Genomic DNA, 19,183 nt, shown 5'->3' with positions numbered 1-19,183 from the left:
GACGAGCTGCGCGAGCTGTGCCCGGCCTTCGACTGGATCACCTACGTCACCGCGCTGGGCGGCACCGAGGAGACGCTGCGCACCTCGATCGTGATGCAGCCCGACTTCTTCTCCCACCTGTCGGCGGTGCTCGACGAGACGCCGATCGCGACGTGGCGCGACATCCTGCACGCGCGCATCGTGCGGAGCTCGGCGCCGTACCTCCCCGAGCGCTTCGTCGAGGCCAACTTCGACTTCTACGGCCGCACCCTCAACGGCACGCCCGAGCTGCGGGCCCGCTGGAAGCGCGGGGTCGGCCTCGTCGAGGGCGCGATCGGGGAGGCGGTCGGGAAGGAGTACGTCGCGCGCCACTTCCCGCCGTCGTCCAAGCAGCAGATGGACGAGCTGGTCGCCAACCTGCTGGCGGCCTACCGCGAGTCGATCGCGGCGCTGGACTGGATGACCGAGGAGACCAAGGCCCGCGCGTTCGAGAAGCTCGGCACGTTCCGCCCCAAGATCGGCTACCCGGAGAAGTTCCGCGACTACTCCGACCTGCGGATCCGCCCCGACGACCTGCTCGGCAACGTCGCGGCGGCGGCGGCGTTCGAGACCGACCGCCAGCTGAACAAGATCGGGTCGCCGGTCGACCGCGACGAGTGGTTCATGCTGCCGCAGACGGTCAACGCCTACTACAACCCGGGCACCAACGAGATCTGCTTCCCGGCCGGGATCCTGCAGAAGCCGTTCTTCAGCCCGGTCGCCGACGACGCGCAGAACTACGGTGGCATCGGGGCGGTGATCGGCCACGAGATCGGCCACGGCTTCGATGACCAGGGCGCGCAGTACGACGGCTCGGGCAACCTCAACGACTGGTGGACGCCGGAGGACAAGGCGGCGTTCGAGGTGAAGTCGAAGGCGCTGATCGAGCAGTACGACGGCTTCTCCCCGCGCGACCTGCCCGACGAGCACGTCAACGGCGCGCTCACCGTCGGTGAGAACATCGGCGACCTCGGCGGTCTGACCATCGGCCACAAGGCCTACCTGATCTCACGCGGTGGCCGGGCGAACGTCGAGGAGCGGCGGCAGCTGTTCTTGAGCTGGGCCTACTGCTGGCGGACCAAGCGCCGCCTCGAGCAGGCGCAGCAGTACCTCACCATCGACCCGCACAGCCCGCCGGAGTTCCGCGCCAACATCGTGCGCAACCTCGACGAGTTCCACGAGGTCTTCGGCACGACGGAGTCCGACGGCCTCTGGCTCGACCCGGAGCAGCGGGTCCGGATCTGGTGATGCAGGGATCCCAGGTTCACCTGGGATCCCGACCGCGGCCTCAGCCCCCGTACGGCGGCGCGACGCCCCATCCCCAGCGCGGCACCGGCGCGTGCTCGACGACGTCGGTCGCGCCGGGCTGCGAGTTGTGCATCGCCAGCCGGGTGCCCCACTCGACGTACCCGATCACGGCCGCCCGGAACTCCGGGTCGGCCGGCAGCCCCGCGTCGTCCAGCGCCAGGCTCATGGTGGAGGCGAAGCGGTGTCGCTGGTCGGACGTGATGCCCAGGTCGCGATGGTGGGCGAGCATCGCCTCGTAGCCACCGAGCTCGTCGGTGTAGGTCGTCGGTCCGCCGAGCACCTCCGACCACCACGCGGCCACGTGCGCCCGATGCGCCTCGCTCACGCCGCCGGGGAAGAACGGCGCGAGCAGGTCGTCTCGCTCGACCCGGTCGTAGAAGGCGTCGATGAAGCGGCGTACGGCGTCGCTGCCGCCGGCCCACTCGTGGAGCGTCGGCAGCCCCGGCTCGTCCACACCCACGACAGCATCCTTCCTTGTCCCGTCGGCCTTGCGATGTAATGATGTAATCATGATTACGCACGAGGCGCGAGAGCGCGTGGCCGGCTGGTTCGCCGGCCGGCTGCCCGCGGAGTGGCAGGCAGCCCCCGCGGACATCACCATCGACCGCGAGGAGATCACGGTCCGGCTCACCATCTCCGACGTCGAGCTGCCCGAGGACGCCTCCGCCGTCACCCGGGCCGAGGCGCGGGCCGGGCGGGCCAAGGCCTTCCGCGAGGAGACCCGTGGCAAGCGGATGGAGATCGCGCGCGAGGCGGAGCACCGCTTCGACGCCAAGGTCTCATGGGGCGTCACGGTCGGCGCGGGCGACGACCAGCACCGCGAGCTCTGGACCCACGTGGCGGCGCCGGTGATGACCAGGCTGCGCCAGCCGCAGCGGCTGGTCCTCGACACCCTGGTCGACGCAGGCGTGGCCCGGTCGCGCTCGGAGGCCCTGGCCTGGTGCGTGCGGCTGGTCGGACAGCACGAGGAGGACTGGCTCGCCGAGCTGAGCGAGGCCATGCAGTCGGTCGCGGACGTGCGGAGCAAAGGCCCAGCCTGAATACCCTCGATCACGAGGCGCGCTCGCGCCCCTCGCAACGCTCGCTGCGCTCGTCGCTGGCCGCGGGCGCCAGGGGGCCCCTCAGTCCCTGAGGACGAACTCGTCGCCGCGCGTGACCGGCACCACCGACCCGTCGGCGTGGATGCCGTCGATCTGGACCTCGGGGCTGCCCACCACGATGTCGACGTGGGTGTTCGCCTGGTTGAGCCCGGAGTCGATCCGCTCCTCGGGTGAGAGCTCGAGGGCACCTCGGAACGCGGCCGGGTAGCCCATCCCCCACGCGATGTGGGAGCCGACGTTCTCGTCGTAGAGCATGTCCTTGTAGACCAGCCCGGTGCTCGCGACGCGGGAGTCGGCGTCGACGATGGCCACCTCGCCGAGGTGCCGCGAGCGCGGGATCAGCTCGAACTGCTGCTGCACCTCGGCCTCACCGCGCGACGCGCGTACGCCGGTGATCGTGCCGTCCCGGAGCTCGAGCTCGAGGTCCTCGACCATGGCGCCCATCGTGGTGAGGAAGAAGGGCGCGGTCGTCCGCAAGGTGCCCTCCGCGCGGCGCCAGTCCGGCGAGAAGAACACCTCCTCGGTCGGCATGTTCGGCACGAACTCCACGCCGTCCTCGTTGGCCGAGGAGCCGCCCACCCAGTGCGACTCCGGAGCGAGGCCGATCGTCACGTCGGTCCCGGGACCGCGGTAGCGCACCTTGTCGAAGGCGTGGTGGTTCAGCACCGATGCGCGGGTCCGGAGCTTGGCGATGTGGGCGCGCCAGGCCTGCTCCGGGTCCGCCTCGTCCAGCCGCATCGCGACCGCCACGGCGTCCCAGAGGGCGGCCACGTCGGCGACCCCGACGCTGGCGGCCCAGCCGGGTGTCGGCGCGCCGACCACGGTCCACGCGAGCGTGTTGGTGGTGACCAGCGGGATGATCTCCTGGATCAGGCTGAGCGGGGCTGACTTCGCGAGCCGCTGCGGGTCGAGCCCGTCCATCAGGGTGGGGAACGGGTTTCCGGTCAGGCTGATCAGGGCCGGCTTCGTCTCGCGCCAGGCGCGGACCTTGTCCAGCTCGTCGGGACGGCTGGTGCCCAGCTGGTCCTCGGGCGCGTGCAGGACGGCTGACCGCTGCAGGTGCGGGTCGCCGTAGTCGATGCTGACCCGGCTCGCCCCGACGCGGTAGGCCTCGGCCGCGAGCGCGCGCGCCGCTTCGGCCTGCTCGGGCAGGCACGTGATCACCACCGCCTGCCCGGGCTGCACGTTGACCCCCACCCGGATCACGAGGCGTGCGTACTTCTCCAGCAGGTGGTCGTACGGCTCCGACATGGCTCTCCCTTGTCCGTCGTGGCGCATCGTGAACAGTAGTCGGCATCCCCAGGGCACCTCGCGGTCCCGAGTGGTCGCGGAAGGGGCCTGTGGACGGCCGCCCCGGTCCGTCGGCGTCCGCTGGTAGACAGAGGACATGTCCACCACCGCCGTGCTCGAGGACGCAGCCGCCGTACGCCGCGACGCCGAGCGGCATCTGCGCGCGCTGGTCGGGCGCGACGACGCCGAGCTCCGCGACGACCAGTGGCGGGCCATCGAGGCCCTGGCGGTCGAGCGGCGGCGGGCCCTGGTCGTGCAGCGCACCGGCTGGGGCAAGTCGGCGGTCTACTTCGTCGCGACGCTGCTCCTGCGGGCGGGAGGCTCCGGACCGACGGTGATCGTGAGCCCGCTGCTGGCGCTGATGCGCAACCAGATCGCGGCCGCCGAGCGAGCGGGCATCCGCGCGGTGACGATCAACTCCACCAACATGGAGTCCTGGGAGCCGATCCACGACGCGATCCGGGCCGGGGAGGTCGACGTCCTGCTGGTGAGCCCCGAGCGGCTCAACAACCCCGGCTTCCGCGACGAGGTGCTGCCCCGGCTGGCGGCGACCTGCGGGCTGCTCGTCGTCGACGAGGCGCACTGCATCTCCGACTGGGGTCACGACTTCCGCCCCGACTACCGCCGGATCCGCACCCTGCTGGCCGACCTGCCCGACGGCATCCCCGTGCTGGCGACGACCGCCACCGCCAACGCCCGGGTCACCGCCGACGTCGCGGAGCAGCTCGCCCCACCAGATGAGCAGGGCGACGTGCTCGTGCTGCGCGGCAGCCTCGACCGGGAGTCGCTGAGGCTCGGCGTGGTGCGGCTCAAGACGGCCGAGCAGCGGCTGGCCTGGCTGTCCGACCACCTGGCCGAGCAGCCCGGGGTGGGCATCGTCTACTGCCTGACCGTCGCGGCCACCCAGGAGATCGCCGACTACCTCCGGTCCCGGGGCCACGACGTGGCCGCCTACTCCGGCCAGACCGAGGCCACCGAGCGCACCACCCTCGAGGAGGACCTTGCGGCCGGCCGGATCAAGGCGCTGATCGCCACCAGCGCCCTCGGCATGGGGTTCGACGCGACCCTCGGCTTCGTGGTCAACATGGGGGCGCCGCAGTCGCCGGTCGCCTACTACCAGCAGGTGGGCCGCGCGGGGCGTGGCACCGACGAGGCGACGGTCGTCCTGCTGCCCGCGGTCGAGGACCGCGACATCTGGGCCTACTTCGCCTCGCTCGCCTTCCCCCGCGAGGAGCTCGTTCGGCAGACCCTCGACGCGCTCGCCGAGGAGGGCGCCCCGCTCGGCACGCCCGCGCTGGAGACGCGGGTCGAGCTCAACCGGGCCCGGCTCGAGACGATGTTGAAGGTGCTCGACGTCGACGGCGCCGTACGCCGCGTGCGCGGCGGCTGGGAGGCCACCGGCCAGCCCTGGACCTACGACGACGAGCGCTACCGGAGGGTCCGCGAGGCCCGCGAGCGCGAGCAGGCGGCGATGCTCGACTACCTCGACACGACCGGCTGCCGGATGCGGTTCCTTCGCAGCCAGCTCGACGACCCAGCGCTCGACGACCCAGCGCTCGACCACCCCGACGCGTCCGACTGCGGCCGTTGCGACAACTGCGGCGGGCTCTCGCTCGACTCCACGGTCTCCGACGAAGCGGTGGCCGAGGCCAACGCGCGCCTGGCCAGGCCGGGGGTGCCCATCGAGCCCCGCAAGCTGTGGCCGACCGCGCTTGCCACCCTCGGCATCGACCTCAAGGGCAGGATCGCCGAGACCGCGGAGGAGGGCCGCGCGGTGGCGCGGCTCACCGACCTCGGCCACGGGCAGGCGCTGCGCGCGCTCTTCCGGCCGGACACCCCTGACGGCCAGGTGCCGGTGCCGCTGGTCAAGGCGGTGCTCACCATGCTCGACGACTGGCGCCCCGAGGTCGACGCGATCGTGGCCGTCGAGTCGGCGACCAGGCCCGTCCTCGTCGACGACCTCGCCGCGGGGCTCTCGCGCCGGTTGCAGGTCCCGGTCGTCGGCCGGTGGGCGATCGTCGACCCGGACCTCGCGCCCGGCCAGGGGTCGGCCAACTCCGCCCAGCGGGTCGCGGCGGTGGGGCGCCGGTCCGCCCTGCATGCCGACGTGCCACTCGGCGCACGGGTGCTGCTGGTCGACGACCTGGTGGTCACCGGCTGGACGGTGACCCTCGCCGCCAGGGCGATCCGATCCGCCGGCGCAGAGGCGGTGCTGCCGCTCACGCTGGCGGTCACGAGCTGACGGTTACCGTGCGCTCATGACCACAGTGGCGGTCCTCGGGACCGGGAAGATGGGCGCCGGCATGGCGCGCCAGCTGGTGCAGCACGGTCACGCGGTGACGGTCTGGAACCGCAGCCGCGACCGCGCCGCGCCCCTGGCCCATGACGGCGCCTCGGTCGCCGACGCACCCGCGGAGGCGGTGCACGGCGCCGAGGTCGTCGTGGTGGTGCTGTTCGACGCCGACTCGGTCGTCGACGTGCTCCGGGCCGCGGCGCCCGGCATGACCGACCGGACAGTCGTCGTCCAGACCTCGACCGTCGGGCTCGACATCGGCCGGGTGGCCGAGGAGGCCGGCCGGCTCGGCGTACGCCTCCTCGACGCGCCGGTGCTCGGCACCCGCAAGCCGGCCGAGGACGGCACGCTGACGGTGCTGGCCTCCGGCGACCCGGCGCTGCGCCCGATCGTGGAGCCGGTCCTCGACGCGATCGGAGGGCGCACGGTCTGGGCCGGCGACGAGGTCGGTGCGGCCAGCCGGCTCAAGCTGGTCTGCAACGCCTTCACCGGCGCGGTGACCGCGGCGACCGCCCAGTCCGTCGCGCTGGCCGAGGGGCTCGGGCTCGATCCGCGGCTCTTCCTCGAGGCCATCTCGGGGAGCGCATCCGACGCGCCCATCGCACGGGCCAAGGGCGCGATGATGATCGACGGCGGCTACCCACCGGCCTTCGACGTCCGGGGGCTGCGCAAGGACCTCGCGCTCATCCTCGCCGCCGCCGAGGACGCCGGCATCGCGACCGACCTCGCCCGCGCCGTGCTGGAGCTGGCCGAGCGCGCCGAGCGGGCCGGCCACGGTGGCGACGACATGGCCGCGCTCAGGGTCGCGTTCTAGTCCCGCGCTCGTACGCCGCACGGTGCAGCTCGCGGAGCTCGTCCTCCAGCTCGGGCGCCGGACCGTCGACCGGCACCTGGGGGGCGACTGCGTTGACCGGGAGCACGTTCACGAGGGGCTCGGCGTCGCCCCACTCGCGCCGCCAGGTCGACAGCTGCTCGGCGGAGAGTGCGTAGACGATCCGGCCGAGCCCCATCCAGCCGTGCGCGGCCGAGCACATCGGGCAGTGCTCACCGGAGGTGTAGACCGTGCACCGCGCCCGCTCCTCCGGCGAGAGCCGAGCCGACCACTGCGCCACGGCGAGCTCCGGGTGCTGGGTCTCGTCACCGTGGCCCGCGTGGTTGCGCCCGGACCAGAGCACACTCCCGTCCCCGCCGACCAGCACGGTGCCGAACGGCTGGTCACCCGCGTCGTGCGCCTCGCGCGCCAGCGCCACGGCCGAGCGCAGGTGGACCAGGTCTTGCTCCGAGATCGCCATGACGAGAAGCCTGACAGACCCAGCTCCGTCCGCGGGCCGACCAGCCCCGGAGCTCAGCCAGGCTCAGCTCGCAAGCGCCTTCACCGCGTCGACCAGCCTCGGGTCGTCGGGCTCGACCTGGGGGCTGAACCGCGCCACCACGGTGCCGTCGGCCGCGACGAGGAACTTCTCGAAGTTCCAGCTGACGTCGCCGGCCTCACCCTTCTCGGTCGGGGTGTCCACGAGCCCGGCGTAGATCTCGTGGCGGCCCTCGCCGTTGACCTCGATCTTCTCCGTCATCGGGAAGGTGACGCCGTAGGTCGACGAGCAGAACTCCGCGATCTCCTCGGCGGTGCCTGGCTCCTGGCCGTAGAACTGGTTGCACGGGATCCCGACCACGGTGAAGGTCTCGTCGCCGTACTCCTCGTGCAGCCGCTCCAACCCGGCGTACTGCGGAGTCAGCCCGCATCTGCTCGCCACGTTGACCAGCAGGGCGGCCCGGCCGGCGGTGATCTCGCCGAGAGTGGTCTGAGTTCGGTCTAGACGGGCGATCTTGGCGTCGAGGATGCTCACTTCACGATCCTAGAAGCCGACCGGGAATGACCGATGCCCGACCTGTTCCTCTCCTACGCTCGGGCGGACAGCCGCGACTTCGTCGCGCGCCTCTCCTCGGCCCTCGAGGAGCGCGGCCAGGACACTTGGGTGGACCTCGACGACATCCCGGCCGCCTCGGTGTGGAGCGACGACCTGCGCTCCGGGATCGCGTCCAGCGACTCGTTCTGCTTCGTCATCAGCCCGGCGTCGGTGGTCTCCGAGCACTGCCGGACCGAGCTGGCGTACGCCGTGGGGCTCGGCAAGCGGCTGCTGCCGGTGCTGCACCTGCCGGCGCCGGACCTGGAGGTCCCCGAGGCGGTGGCGGCCCGGAACTGGATCCCCCAGACCGGGCGCTTCGACGACGACTTCGACACCGCCCTGGCCACGCTGCTCACGGCGATCGGGACCGACCTCGACTGGGTCCGCGAGCACACCCGGTGGGGGCTGCGGGCACAGGAGTGGGAACGACGCGGAGAGGACCACAGCCTGCTGGCCCGCGGCTCGGACCTCGACCAGGCAGAGGCATTCGTCAGCGGACGCGGCGGGAAGGAGCCACCGCCGACCGAGCTCCAGGGCCGCTATGTCCTCGCCTCCCGGCGCGCGGCGACGCGACGCCAGCGGCAGCTGGTCACCGGGGTCTCGGTCGCGCTGGTCGTCGCGGTCGTGCTCGGTGTGCTGGCGCTGCTGCAGCGCAACACCGCGGTCGAGCAGCGCCACGAGGCCGACAGGCAGCGCCACCAGGCCGAGACCGAACGTGCGGCCGCGACGTCCCGGGCACTGGCGGCCAACGCCTTCCTCAACCTGCCCACCGACCCCGAGCTCAGCCTGCTGCTCGGGCTCGAGGCGGCGAAGGCCAGTCCGACCGTGGAGGCAGAGAACGCATTGCGCGCGGCGGTCCTCCAGTCGCACGTACGGGCGCAGTTCCGCCATCGCGCGGCGGTGGACTCGGCTGCCTACAGCCCTGACGGGACCATGGTGGTGACCACCAGCGAGGACGATTCGGCGGCGCTGTGGGACGCGGCGAGCGGCGACCGAGTCGCGATTCTCGAGGGGCACACCCAAGGGGTGCAGAAGGCGCTCTGGAGCGCAGATGGCAGCCGCGTCGTGACCATCGCGCCGGACTTCACCGCCCGGGTGTACGACGGCAGCACGGGGACGCCGGTGTCGGTGATCACTGACACCGACGACAACAGGCTCTCTGACGTGGCGATCAGCGCCGACGGGTCCGTCGTCATCACCGCCGGCTTCGTGCACAACCAGGTGCACTTCTGGAGTGCGTCCGACGGAAGCCTGCTCGGCACCATCCCGCGCAGCGTCGTGGACGCGATGGCGCTGAGCCCTGACAACTCGCTCCTTCTCCTCGCCGTCCAGGGCGATGGCGTCGAGCTGTGGAGCACCAGCGACGCCACCCTCGTCGCGAGCTATCCCGAGGACGCACAGAGCTACTTCACCACGGCCGCCTTCAGCGCCGACGGTTCGCAGTTCGTGACCGCAGGTGGCGACGGGTTCGCCACGGTGCGAGCCCTCGACGGGACGTTCTTGATGTCGGCGCGGCACGACGCCGCCGTCAACGCGGCGGTGTTCAGCCCGGAGGGCGCGAAGCTGGCCACTGCGAGCGACGACGGCACCGCCAAGGTCACCGACGTCGGCAGCGGCGACACGGTCACCACGTTCACCGGCCACACCGGTCCCGTCGCAACGGTCTCCTTCAGCCCGGCCGGCGACCTGGTCGCCACGGGTGGCGCGGACAACGTGGTGCGCCTCTGGCGTGCCAGCAACGGCGCAGAGGCGGCTGCCCTCCTCGGGCACGGCGCGCCCGTGAACGAGATCGCGTTCAGCCCGGACGGGAGCGGCGTGCTGTCGGCCAGCGACGACTCCACGGCACGGATCTGGTCGGCCGCCGGCTCGGCGGCCGCTTTCCCGCCCTCGTCCACGGCGCCCCTTCCCGATGCGCAGCCGCAGGCCTTCTCTCCCGGTGGCCGATACGCCGTCGTGTCCATAGAGCCCGCCGAGCTCGGCAGCCCATCGACGGTGGAGACCCTGGACGTGGTGTCCGGCCAGGCCCGCAGCCAGTTCACCCTCGGAGACGGTGAGAGCCTCGTGCCGGTGCTCAGCTCGGACGGGAGCCTCACGGTGACCGGGGCGTTCGACTCCACGACGAAGGTTCGGAGCACGGCGGGCGGCAGCGTGGTGGAGCTGGCCTTCCCCGGAACGGCGTACGACGCCGCCTTCGACGGCACCGGGCAGCGCGTGCTCGTCGTCGGCCAGTCCGGGCGGGCCGCCATCTACGACACGACCACCGGTGTTCTCCTCACCGAGTTGGCGGGTCACGACGGGTCCCGCGAGGTGCTGGGGGCAACCTTCAGCTCCGATGGCTCCCGGGTCGGCACGGCGAGCGTCGACGGCACGGTCCGCGTGTGGGACGCCGACACGGGCGAGCAGCTGCTGGAGCTCGAGGCGTTCCAGGCGCCGCACTCCCAGTACGAGCAGTACGCGACGGTGGCCTTCAGCCCCGATGGACATGAGCTGGCCACGGCCGCCGGCTACGAGGTGGACGCCCAGCTGTGGGACGTGAGCACCGGCGAGCACATCGCGACCCTGGAAGGCCTCAAGAACGGCGACCTGCGCGACTTGGCGTTCAGCGACGACGGCCGCTTCATCGTCACAGCCCCCTACGGGGCGCCGGTGCGGCTCTGGGACGGCCACTCCGGCCGGCTGCTGGCAGCGGTGACGGACGCCGGCGTGCCGGCAGCGGCAGCCTCCTTCACCGACCAGGGGCAGATCGCACTCATCGAGACCCCCGCCGAAACGCCGTCGCTGGCGGTGCTCGACTGCTCCGTGTGCGGCGACCTGGCCGCGTTGGTCCACCTGGCGAGGACCCGGGTGACCCGGCAGCTGACAGCCACCGAGAAGGCGACCTACCTCAGCGGCGACTGACGGTCGGTGCCGCGCGTTACCTTCGACGCCGTGATCACCCCACGTCGTTCTTCGCCTCCCCCGCTTCGCTCCTCCGGCGCACAACGCCGCGGGGACCCCGACAAGGCATGAGCTTCGTCCCCGTCACCGGTACCGCGAGGTTCCGGGCCGCGCAGCCGCCGCGGGACGGCGTCGTGGAGTTCACCGACGACCGGCGCACGGTCGCTCTCCCGATCCGCGCCGCGCTGCCGGTGCTGACCAAGGCCCACCGCCGCGACGACCTGCACCCGAGCGTGGGGCTGCTGTCGGGGGCCGCCCTGCTCGGGCTGCGGCTGGTGGCGGCCGGGCAGATCGAGCCGGCGGGGAGCGAGCCGAGCTGGCGGATGGGACCGCTCGCGGCCGACGACGAGGACCGGGTGCTCCGGCTGGCCTCGTCGCGGGCCCACGACGGGCTGACGCCCGAGGCCGCGGCAGACGTCGTACGCGCGATGCTCGACGCAGTCGCCGACGCGATGCCGCGCGCGGCGCCGACCGTGCGCACCCGGCCACCGGTCGCCCAGCCGGATTTCGAGAGCAGGCTGCGCAGCCGGCTCGCCCGCTACACCGAGCCCCGCCCGGAGCTGCCCCAGCTGGTGCGGATCTCGCTGCGGGTCGAGGCCGACGAGGAGGAGCTGGTCGCCGGCTCGGTCCGGCTGGTGCTCCAGGTCCACGACGAGCAGAACCCGCTCCACCTCTGCGACGCGGCGGTGCTGTGGACCGGTGACGAGCGGGAGCACGGCTTCGGTGACCGGGCCCGCACCCACGCCGCCATCGCCCTGCGTGGCGCCGCGGAGGCCTGGCCGGTGCTCGACCGGCTTCTGGAGCTGCGGGTGCCCGACCAGCTCACCCTCGACGGCGACGAGCTCGAGAGCCTGCTCGAGGACGGCGTCGCGGCGCTGGCCGGCCGTGGAGTCGACGTGCTCTGGCCGCGCAGCCTGGGCCGCGACCTCACGGCGACCACGGTGCTCGACCGCACCCGGCCGATGTCGGCTCGCGAGGCCCAGCTGCGGACGGGGATGTTCGGCGAGGACGAGCTGTTCAGCTTCCGCTGGCAGCTCGCGCTGCACGGCGACCCGCTGACCGAGGAGGAGATGGAGCAGCTGGCCACCAGCGCGGCCCCCCTGCTCCGGCTGCGCGGCAACTGGACCGTGGTCGACCCCGCGATCGCGCGCAAGGCGCGCAAGCGAGTGCTCCGCACCGCCACCGCCACCGAGGCGATCGCCGCCGCGCTCACCGGCGTGGTCCAGCTGGGCACCGCAGAGGAGCCGGTCGAGGAGCAGGTGCGGCTGGGCGCGAGCCTCCTGCAGGTGCGCGAGCGGCTCCTCAACGCGGCGCGCCAGGAGCCCGTGCCGGTGCCGGCCGCGCTCCGCGGGACGCTCCGCGACTACCAGCGCCAGGGGCTGACCTGGCTCGCCGAGCTCACCTCGCACGGCCTCGGTGCCTGCCTGGCCGACGACATGGGGCTCGGCAAGACGATCACGCTGATCGCCCTGCACCTGCACCGCGTGGGGCTGGGCCACCGCGGGCCGACCCTCGTCGTCTGCCCCGCCAGCCTCCTCGGCAACTGGGAGCAGGAGCTGGCCCGGTTCGCACCCGACGTGGAGGTGCGCCGCTTCCACGGCGGCGGGCGCTCGCTCGACGGGCTGGCGGGTGGGTTCGCGCTGACGACGTACGGCACCATGCGCACCAGCCACGAGGAGCTCGCCGAGGCCGGCTGGGACCTGGTCGTGGCCGACGAGGCACAGCACGTCAAGAACGCGCGGTCGTCCACGGCCAAGGCGCTGCGCCGGATCCCGAGCACGGTCCGGGTCGCCCTCACCGGCACCCCGATGGAGAACAACCTGTCCGAGCTCTGGGCGATCCTCGACTGGGTGATCCCGGGGTTGCTGGGGAGCCGGCAGGCGTTCCGCCGGGTCTGGGCCAGCCCGATCGAGGCGGGGGTCCACGAGGCCAAGGCCCGGCAGTTCGCCGACCTGATCGGGCCGTTCCTGCTGCGCCGGCGCAAGTCAGATCCTGGCATCGCCCCCGAGCTGCCGGCGAAGACCGAGACCGACCACCCACTCCACCTGACCCGCGAGCAGGTGGTGCTCTACGAGTCGTTCGTCCGCGACACCATGGCCCGGATCGAGCGTGCCCATCCCGACGACCAGGTGACGCGCCGGGGGCTGGTGCTCGCCCTTCTCACCGGGCTCAAGCAGATCTGCAACCACCCCGCGCACTTCCTCAAGGAGTCCGGTGCGGTCCGGCTCAGCGGTCGCTCGCAGAAGCTCGACCTGCTCGACGAGCTGCTCGGCACCGTGCTCGCCGAGGACGGCGCCGCCCTGGTCTTCACTCAATACGTCGCCATGGCCCGGCTGATCGAGGCACACCTGGCCAAGGCCGGGGTGCCGCACCTGTTCCTGCACGGCGGCACTCCCGTGCGCGACCGCGCGGCGATGGTCAGCCGGTTCCAGAGCGGCGAGGCGCCCGTGTTCCTGCTCTCCCTCAAGGCCGGCGGCACCGGCCTCAACCTCACCCGGGCCGACCACGTGATCCACTTCGACCGCTGGTGGAACCCCGCCGTCGAGGAGCAGGCCACCGACCGGGCCTACCGGATCGGCCAGACCAAGCCGGTCCAGGTGCACCGCCTGGTCACCCGGGGGACGATCGAGGAGCGGGTGGCCGAGCTGCTGCAGCGCAAGCGCGCGCTCGCCGACGCGGTGCTCGGCCGCGGAGAGGCGGCGCTGACCGAGCTCGACGACGCCGAGCTCCGCGACCTGGTCACGCTGCGCCGCGAGGACGCACGGCGCGAGGGACGGTCCGTCACGTGACCACCGTCGTCCATCCGCGCACCCCGGCCCGCCGTGGCGCCGCCCGGGCCACCCGCTGGTGGGCCAAGGCCTGGGTCCGGGCCGTCGAGGAGGCGTCGTACTCCGCGGCCGACCTGGCCACCGCCCGCGCCATCTCGCGGTCCGGACGGATCGGCCAGATCAGCGTCGAGCCGGGCCGGTTCGTGGCCGCGGTCGAGGACGAGCACGGGCTCTGGGCGGTGATGGGCTCGGTGCCAGAGCTGGACGACCGCGCGGCCGACACCCTGGTCGAGACGGTGGCCTCCGAAGCAGGCCGGGTGGCCGCGCTGCTGGCCGGCGAGCTGCCGCACACGCTGGTCGAGCACGCCGAGGAGGCCGGCGTCGAGCTGCTGCCCTACGGGGGCGAGCTCGGCTCGACCTGCACGTGCGAGGCCTGGACCGATCCGTGCCCCCACGCGCTGGCGGTGATGTACCAGCTGGCGTGGCTGATCGACGACGACCCGTTCGTGCTGCTGCACCTGCGCGGGCTGGCCCGCGACGACCTGCTCGGCCGGCTGCACGAGCGCACCGAGCCCGCTTCGGCCCCCGCTGACGACGCTGTCGACGACCCCGACGTGGACGTCGCCGCCGACGCCGCGCTGCGCGCCGCGGCCATGCTCGCCGAGCTCGACGGTCAGTAGTCGTACTGCCGGCACAGGCGGCTGGCGAGGATCCCCCAGGTCGTCGGGTCCACCTCGCCGCGGGCCGTCACCTTGCCGGGCGCCCGGTCCTGGAACGACGTGACGCGGTCGGCGGTGGGCTGGTCGTAGTCGCCGGTGATCGCTGCGCGGGGGAAGCCCTGCGGGTCGTCGTCGTGGAACATGTTCTGCAGCCCCCGGATCCACAGCCGCTCCGAAGCGTCGGGGGCCATGTCCAGGAACAGGTGCGGCGCCTGGCTGCTCGGGATCTCGCACGGGCACTTCACCAGCACGTCGTTGCCCTCGCGCAGCCGCGCCACGAAGCTGTTGGGGTCCTGGCCCGACATCCGGAGCTCGCACGGCTCCCGCCGGCTGTCGAAGGGGCCGCGGTAGACGACGTAGTCCGGCGTGGGCTGGGCCTCCGGCCCGAGGATCGTGTCGCAAGAGTCGGCGCTGCGCAGGTAGCGCAGCCCGTCCTTGCCGGCGTTGGCCACCGCGCTGCTGAGCGGCGCGGTGGTGTTGCCGTAGCCGACCACCAGCAGCGACTCCTCCGAGCAGTCCTGGTTGACCAGCGGGATGCCGAGGCGGAGCGGGTCGGCGGCCCCGGCCGGCGGATCCGGGTCCGCGTCGTCCTGCACCACGAGCGCGGTCGCGATGCCGAACCCGATGCCGAGGACGGCGGCGACCAGCGGGGCTACGACCTGCGCCCGCACTACGAGACCCCCAGGGCGGCGTACGCCATCTGCGAGAGCAGGTCGCGCATCCGAGCGTCCGGGAGAAGCGCGCTGTGCGGGGTGGAGTTGATCAGCCCGAACGCGGCGTGCGCCATCGCGCGCGCGCTGTCCGGCCGGAGTCCGCGGTGCACCTCGCGGAGCCGGTCGGCCCACAGGTCGACGTACTCCCGCTGCAGGCTCCGCACCCGCTCCCTCGCCTGGTCGGGCAGCGACTCCCAGTCGCGGTCCTGGACGACGATCAGCGGCCGGTCGCGCAGCGCGAAGTCGACGTGCCAGTCGACCAGGGCCACCACCGCGGCTCTCGGGTCGGGCGCCGCCTCGGACCGCTCGCGGCCGACCGAGAGCAGCCGCTCGCTGATCGCGACCAGCATCTCGGCGAGCACCGCATCCTTGGACGCGAAGTGCTTGTAGAGCGCCGGGCCGCTGATCCCGCACGCCGCCCCGATGTCGGCCACGCTGACGCCGTGGAACCCGCGAGCCGCGAACAGCTCCGCTGCCGTGGCGAGGATCTGCTCGCGCCGCGGGAGCTGCTCGGTTGCCACGCAACGAGGTTAGCGGTGGCTAACTGGGCGACGCCCCTCTCCATGTAACTGACCGTTCAGCACACTGCCCTGCGCATATTCGCGCAGGGCAGGGTGCTGAACAGTCAGTTACATGCGGGCTCGGCAGGGGCTGGCTCGGTCGGCCGGCCGCCCGCGGGGGCTCAGGACTGTGACTGCTCCGCCGCCGCGATCTGGGCGCGTACGTCGTCCATGTCGAGCCCCTTCACCGCGGTGATCAGCTCCTCGAGGGCGGGCGCGGGCAGGGCGCCGGCCTGGCGGAAGACCAGGATGCCGTCGCGGAACGCCATCAGCGTCGGGATGGCGGTGACCTGCGCTGCCTGCGCGATCCCCTGCTCGGCCTCGGTGTCGATGCTGCCGAAGACCACGTCCTCGTGGCGCTCGGAGGCTGCCTCGTAGACCGGTGCGAACTGGCGGCACGGGCCGCACCAGGACGCCCAGAAGTCCACCAGGACGATGTCGCTGGTGGTGACGGTCTCTTCGAAGGTCGCGGCGGTCAGCGGGACTGCGCTCATGCAGTGGCAACGCCCGCCGGCGAGTGGTTGTTCCTCAGGTGCCGGACGTCACTTGTCGACGGCGTAGCGCACGTGCGTCACGAACGGAGAGCGGACGACCTCGAGGATGCGCAGGTCGGTGTCCGCCGTGAACCCGTCGAAGAGCCGCTTGCCGGCGCCGAGGATGACCGGCGCGGTCGAGACCACGAGCTCGTCGACCTCACCTGCGTCGAGCCCCTGGCGGATCACGTCGGCACCGCCGCTGATGCTGACGTCCTTGTCGCCGGCCGCCTCCCTCGCCCGGTCCAGCGCCTCCTCGAACGACGTCACCAGCACGAAGCCCGAGTCGGGCGCGGGCGGGTCGTCTCCGGGGCGATGGGTGACCACGAACACCGGCGCGCCGAACGGGTTCGTCCCGCCCCACCGGCCGGCGGCCTCGAACATCCCTCGGCCGCAGACGGCGCCACCCAGGTTCGCGACCATCCGGTCGAAGAACTCCCGGTCCTCCGGGGCCATGTCGGCGCCCGGCTCGTGCTCGGACTCGTAGGTCCAGGGCCCGCCCATCACCCAGTAGTGCAGCCGCTCTCCACCCACGCCGAGTCCGCATCCGGGACCGTCGTCCGGTCCGGTGACGTACCCGTCGACCGACGTGGTGATGGCGGCGACGACCTTGCCCATGGCTCCTCCTGTGGCGGCGGCTGCGGGTGCAGACCGCAGCCACCACCCGGAGTCATCGGTGGTGCGGTCAGCCTTCCGCCGCGAACCGCGCCAGCTCCTCGGCCGTGAAGGCGCGCAGCACGCAGAACTCATTGCCCTCGACGTCGGCCATCACGACCCAGGACGCCTCCTCGCGCCGGCTCTGCCCGACCTCGACCCGGGTGGCCCCGAGCCCCTCGAGCCGGGCGACCTCGGCAGCCTGGTCCGACGGGCGCACGTCGAGGTGCAACCGGTTCTTTCCAGCTGTCGGGTCCGGGACGCGGATGAAGAGCAGATCCGGGCTGACGCCGTCCTCCGGGCTGCCCTCGGGCGGCTCGAGGACGATCTCGCCGCCGTCGGCGGAGACGTGAGTACGCCGCCAGCCCAGGGCTGCCTGCCAGAAGGTCGCAACGGGCTCGGGGTCGGCGCAGTCGACGATCACGCACTGCCAGCGGAGACTCGGTGTGTTCACCCGAACGACCCTGCCATCCGGCGTACCGCTGGCCCCACAGGTTAATGATCGCTAACCTAGCCGGGTGGCAGAGGAGATGCGCGACCTCGTCGCCGATCTGCGCGAGCGGCTGGCCGTCGCCCGTCGTGGTGGCTCGGAGTCGGCGCGCGAGAAGCACACCGGGCGCGGCAAGCTGCTGGTCCGCGACCGGGTGGACCGGCTGCTCGACCCGGGCAGCCCGTTCCTCGAGCTGAGCCCGCTGGCGGCGACCGGGATGTACGGCGCCAAGGACGGTCGTGACAGCGTCCCCAGTGCGGGCATCGTGACCGGCATCGGCCGGGTCAGCGGCCGGGAGACGGTGGTCGTGGCCAACGACGCCACGGTCAAGGGCGGCACCTACTACCCGATCACCGTGAAGAAGCACCTGCGGGCGCAGACCGTCGCGGCCGACAACCGGCTGCCCTGCGTCTACCTGGTCGACTCCGGCGGCGCGTTCCTCCCGATGCAGGACGAGGTGTTCCCCGACAAGGAGCACTTCGGCCGGATCTTCTTCAACCAGGCCAACCTGTCGGCCAGGGGCATCCCGCAGATCGCGAGCGTCATGGGTTCGTGCACCGCCGGCGGCGCCTACGTCCCGGCGATGTCCGACGAGACGGTCATCGTCCGCAACCAGGGCACGATCTTCCTCGGCGGGCCGCCGCTGGTGAAGGCGGCCACCGGCGAGGTCGTCACCGCCGAGGAGCTCGGCGGCGGCGACGTGCACGCGCGCACCTCCGGGGTGGTCGACCACCTGGCCGAGGACGACGCCCACGCGCTCGCGATCGTTCGCAGCATCCTGGCCACGCTGCCCGAGGGCGAGCGCAGCCTCACCGCCCACCCGGTCGAGGAGCCGCACGAGGACCCGCTCGGCCTCTACGACGTGGTCCCGACCGACACCCGGACGCCGTACGACGTCCGCGAGGTGATCCGCCGGGTCGTCGACGGCAGCCGGTTCCACGAGTTCAAGCACCTCTACGCCGAGACGCTGGTCTGCGGCTTCGCCCGGATCTGGGGCCACGAGGTCGGCATCGTGGCCAACAACGGGATCCTGTTCAGTGAGTCCGCGCTCAAGGGTGCGCACTTCATCGAGCTGTGCAACCAGCGCCGGATCCCGCTGGTGTTCCTGCAGAACATCTCCGGCTTCATGGTCGGCCGGGAATACGAGAACAAGGGCATCGCCCGCGACGGCGCCAAGCTCGTCACCGCGGTCGCCTGCTCGGTGGTCCCGAAGTTCACCGTGGTCATCGGTGGCTCGTTCGGCGCCGGCAACTACGGCATGTGCGGCCGCGCGTACGACCCGCGCTTCCTCTGGATGTGGCCCAACGCCCGGATCTCGGTGATGGGCGGCGAGCAGGCTGCCTCCGTCCTCGCGACCGTGGCCGGCCGGCCCGACGACGAGGCGTTCAAGACGCCGATCCGCGAGCAGTACGAGACCCAGGGCTCGCCCTACTACTCCACCGCCCGCCTCTGGGACGACGGCATCATCGACCCCGTCGACACCCGCCGCGTCCTCGGCATGGGGCTGGCCGCGGCCGCCCACGCCCCGATCCCCGAGCCGTCCTACGGCGTCTTCCGGATGTGATTGGCTGTGAATGACACCTGGACCGCCGGGATAGTCCGTGACCTTCTGGTGGCCCGAACACCGTTCTCCACAACCACTTCGTCACGGACTACCGCGGCGTTGTCCACAGGGACGGGGTCCCAGCGTGATTGAGAAGGTGCTGATCGCCAACCGGGGCGAGATCGCGCTGCGGGTGATGCGCACCTGTGAGCGGCTCGGGATCACCACCGTGGCGATCCACACCGACGTCGACGCGACCGCCCCGCACGTCCGGGCCGCTGACGAGGCGGTGCACGTCGACAGCTATCTCGACATCGACGCCGTCGTCGCCGCCGCGAAGGGCACCGGCGCGC

The 19,183-nt window shown here is 72.4% G+C and carries 18 protein-coding genes; 9 read left to right on the top strand and 9 right to left on the bottom strand.

The features are described from left to right. Positions 1–1,266, top strand: a 1,266-nt coding sequence (locus VFV89_RS24160; protein ID WP_329708546.1) for a M13 family metallopeptidase, incomplete at its 5' end; no start/stop codon positions are given. A gap of 40 nt (positions 1,267–1,306) precedes the next feature. On the opposite strand, the gene VFV89_RS24155 is transcribed toward VFV89_RS24160, so the two are convergent. Further along, positions 1,307–1,786, bottom strand: a complete 480-nt coding sequence (locus VFV89_RS24155; protein WP_329708545.1) for a group II truncated hemoglobin — start codon at positions 1,784–1,786, stop codon at positions 1,307–1,309. 49 nt (positions 1,787–1,835) lie between these two features. Between VFV89_RS24155 and VFV89_RS24150 the strand changes: the two genes are divergently transcribed. Next, positions 1,836–2,366, top strand: coding sequence for a hypothetical protein (locus tag VFV89_RS24150; RefSeq protein ID WP_329708544.1), 531 nt, complete (start codon positions 1,836–1,838; stop codon positions 2,364–2,366). Positions 2,367–2,447: 81 nt separating this feature from the next. Here the strand turns inward: VFV89_RS24150 and VFV89_RS24145 are convergent, their stop codons facing one another. Beyond that, entirely contained in the window at positions 2,448–3,677 is a 1,230-nt protein-coding gene (locus VFV89_RS24145) for an aminopeptidase (RefSeq protein ID WP_329708543.1), read from the bottom strand. A gap of 136 nt (positions 3,678–3,813) precedes the next feature. Here VFV89_RS24145 and VFV89_RS24140 point away from each other — a divergent pair, with 136 nt between their 5' ends. Together VFV89_RS24140 and VFV89_RS24135 are read left to right on the top strand one after the other, a co-directional pair. Next, positions 3,814–5,958, top strand: coding sequence for a RecQ family ATP-dependent DNA helicase (locus tag VFV89_RS24140; RefSeq protein ID WP_329708542.1), 2,145 nt, complete (start codon positions 3,814–3,816; stop codon positions 5,956–5,958). Positions 5,959–5,974: 16 nt separating this feature from the next. Then, complete coding sequence (locus VFV89_RS24135; protein WP_329708541.1) at positions 5,975–6,823, top strand: NAD(P)-dependent oxidoreductase; 849 nt, start codon at positions 5,975–5,977, stop codon at positions 6,821–6,823. On the opposite strand, the gene VFV89_RS24130 is transcribed toward VFV89_RS24135, so the two are convergent. Both VFV89_RS24130 and VFV89_RS24125 read right to left on the bottom strand, forming a co-directional pair. Beyond that, complete coding sequence (locus VFV89_RS24130) at positions 6,807–7,301, bottom strand: nucleoside deaminase (protein ID WP_329708540.1); 495 nt, start codon at positions 7,299–7,301, stop codon at positions 6,807–6,809. The genes VFV89_RS24135 and VFV89_RS24130 overlap by 17 nt on opposite strands. Before the next feature lie 63 nt (positions 7,302–7,364). After that, complete coding sequence (locus tag VFV89_RS24125; RefSeq protein WP_329708539.1) at positions 7,365–7,853, bottom strand: glutathione peroxidase; 489 nt, start codon at positions 7,851–7,853, stop codon at positions 7,365–7,367. 33 nt (positions 7,854–7,886) lie between these two features. On the opposite strand from VFV89_RS24125, the gene VFV89_RS24120 reads away from it, so the two are divergent. The 3 genes from VFV89_RS24120 to VFV89_RS24110 all read left to right on the top strand — a co-directional run bounded on the left by VFV89_RS24120 (position 7,887) and on the right by VFV89_RS24110 (position 14,298). Beyond that, the gene (locus VFV89_RS24120; protein ID WP_329708538.1) at positions 7,887–10,811 is read left to right on the top strand and encodes a toll/interleukin-1 receptor domain-containing protein; all 2,925 of its coding nucleotides are present in this window, start codon (positions 7,887–7,889) and stop codon (positions 10,809–10,811) included. A gap of 107 nt (positions 10,812–10,918) precedes the next feature. Next, positions 10,919–13,639, top strand: a complete 2,721-nt coding sequence (locus VFV89_RS24115) for a DEAD/DEAH box helicase (RefSeq protein ID WP_329708537.1) — start codon at positions 10,919–10,921, stop codon at positions 13,637–13,639. After that, on the top strand, positions 13,636–14,298 hold the full coding sequence (locus VFV89_RS24110; protein ID WP_329708536.1) for an SWIM zinc finger family protein: 663 nt from the start codon (positions 13,636–13,638) through the stop codon (positions 14,296–14,298). The genes VFV89_RS24115 and VFV89_RS24110 overlap by 4 nt, the downstream gene beginning before the upstream one ends. Here the strand turns inward: VFV89_RS24110 and VFV89_RS24105 are convergent. From VFV89_RS24105 to VFV89_RS24085, 5 genes are all read right to left on the bottom strand, one after another. Beyond that, a complete protein-coding gene (locus VFV89_RS24105) occupies positions 14,292–15,008 on the bottom strand; it encodes a hypothetical protein (protein WP_329708535.1) in 717 nt (238 codons plus the stop codon). The genes VFV89_RS24110 and VFV89_RS24105 overlap by 7 nt on opposite strands. Continuing rightward, positions 15,008–15,571 carry a TetR/AcrR family transcriptional regulator gene (locus VFV89_RS24100; protein ID WP_329708534.1) on the bottom strand — a complete coding sequence of 188 codons (564 nt, stop codon included), beginning with the start codon at positions 15,569–15,571 and terminating at the stop codon, positions 15,008–15,010. The genes VFV89_RS24105 and VFV89_RS24100 overlap by 1 nt, the downstream gene beginning before the upstream one ends. 161 nt (positions 15,572–15,732) lie before the next feature. After that, positions 15,733–16,104, bottom strand: a complete 372-nt coding sequence (trxA, locus tag VFV89_RS24095; RefSeq protein WP_329708533.1) for a thioredoxin — start codon at positions 16,102–16,104, stop codon at positions 15,733–15,735. A 48-nt stretch (positions 16,105–16,152) separates the two neighbouring features. Continuing rightward, complete coding sequence (locus tag VFV89_RS24090; RefSeq protein WP_329708532.1) at positions 16,153–16,761, bottom strand: dihydrofolate reductase family protein; 609 nt, start codon at positions 16,759–16,761, stop codon at positions 16,153–16,155. Positions 16,762–16,828: 67 nt separating this feature from the next. Continuing rightward, positions 16,829–17,251 carry a VOC family protein gene (locus tag VFV89_RS24085; protein WP_329708531.1) on the bottom strand — a complete coding sequence of 141 codons (423 nt, stop codon included), beginning with the start codon at positions 17,249–17,251 and terminating at the stop codon, positions 16,829–16,831. Between the two features lie 76 nt (positions 17,252–17,327). Between VFV89_RS24085 and VFV89_RS24080 the strand changes: the two genes are divergently transcribed. Then, positions 17,328–18,851, top strand: coding sequence for a carboxyl transferase domain-containing protein (locus VFV89_RS24080; protein WP_329708547.1), 1,524 nt, complete (start codon positions 17,328–17,330; stop codon positions 18,849–18,851). A 124-nt stretch (positions 18,852–18,975) separates the two neighbouring features. Then, a partial coding sequence (locus tag VFV89_RS24075) for a biotin carboxylase N-terminal domain-containing protein (protein ID WP_329708530.1) occupies positions 18,976–19,183 on the top strand: 208 nt, incomplete at its 3' end.

Origin of the sequence: Nocardioides sp. (genome assembly GCF_036274455.1) — a bacterium.
Lineage (GTDB): Bacteria > Actinomycetota > Actinomycetes > Propionibacteriales > Nocardioidaceae > Nocardioides.
This window is presented reverse-complemented; position numbering and strand designations above follow the sequence as displayed.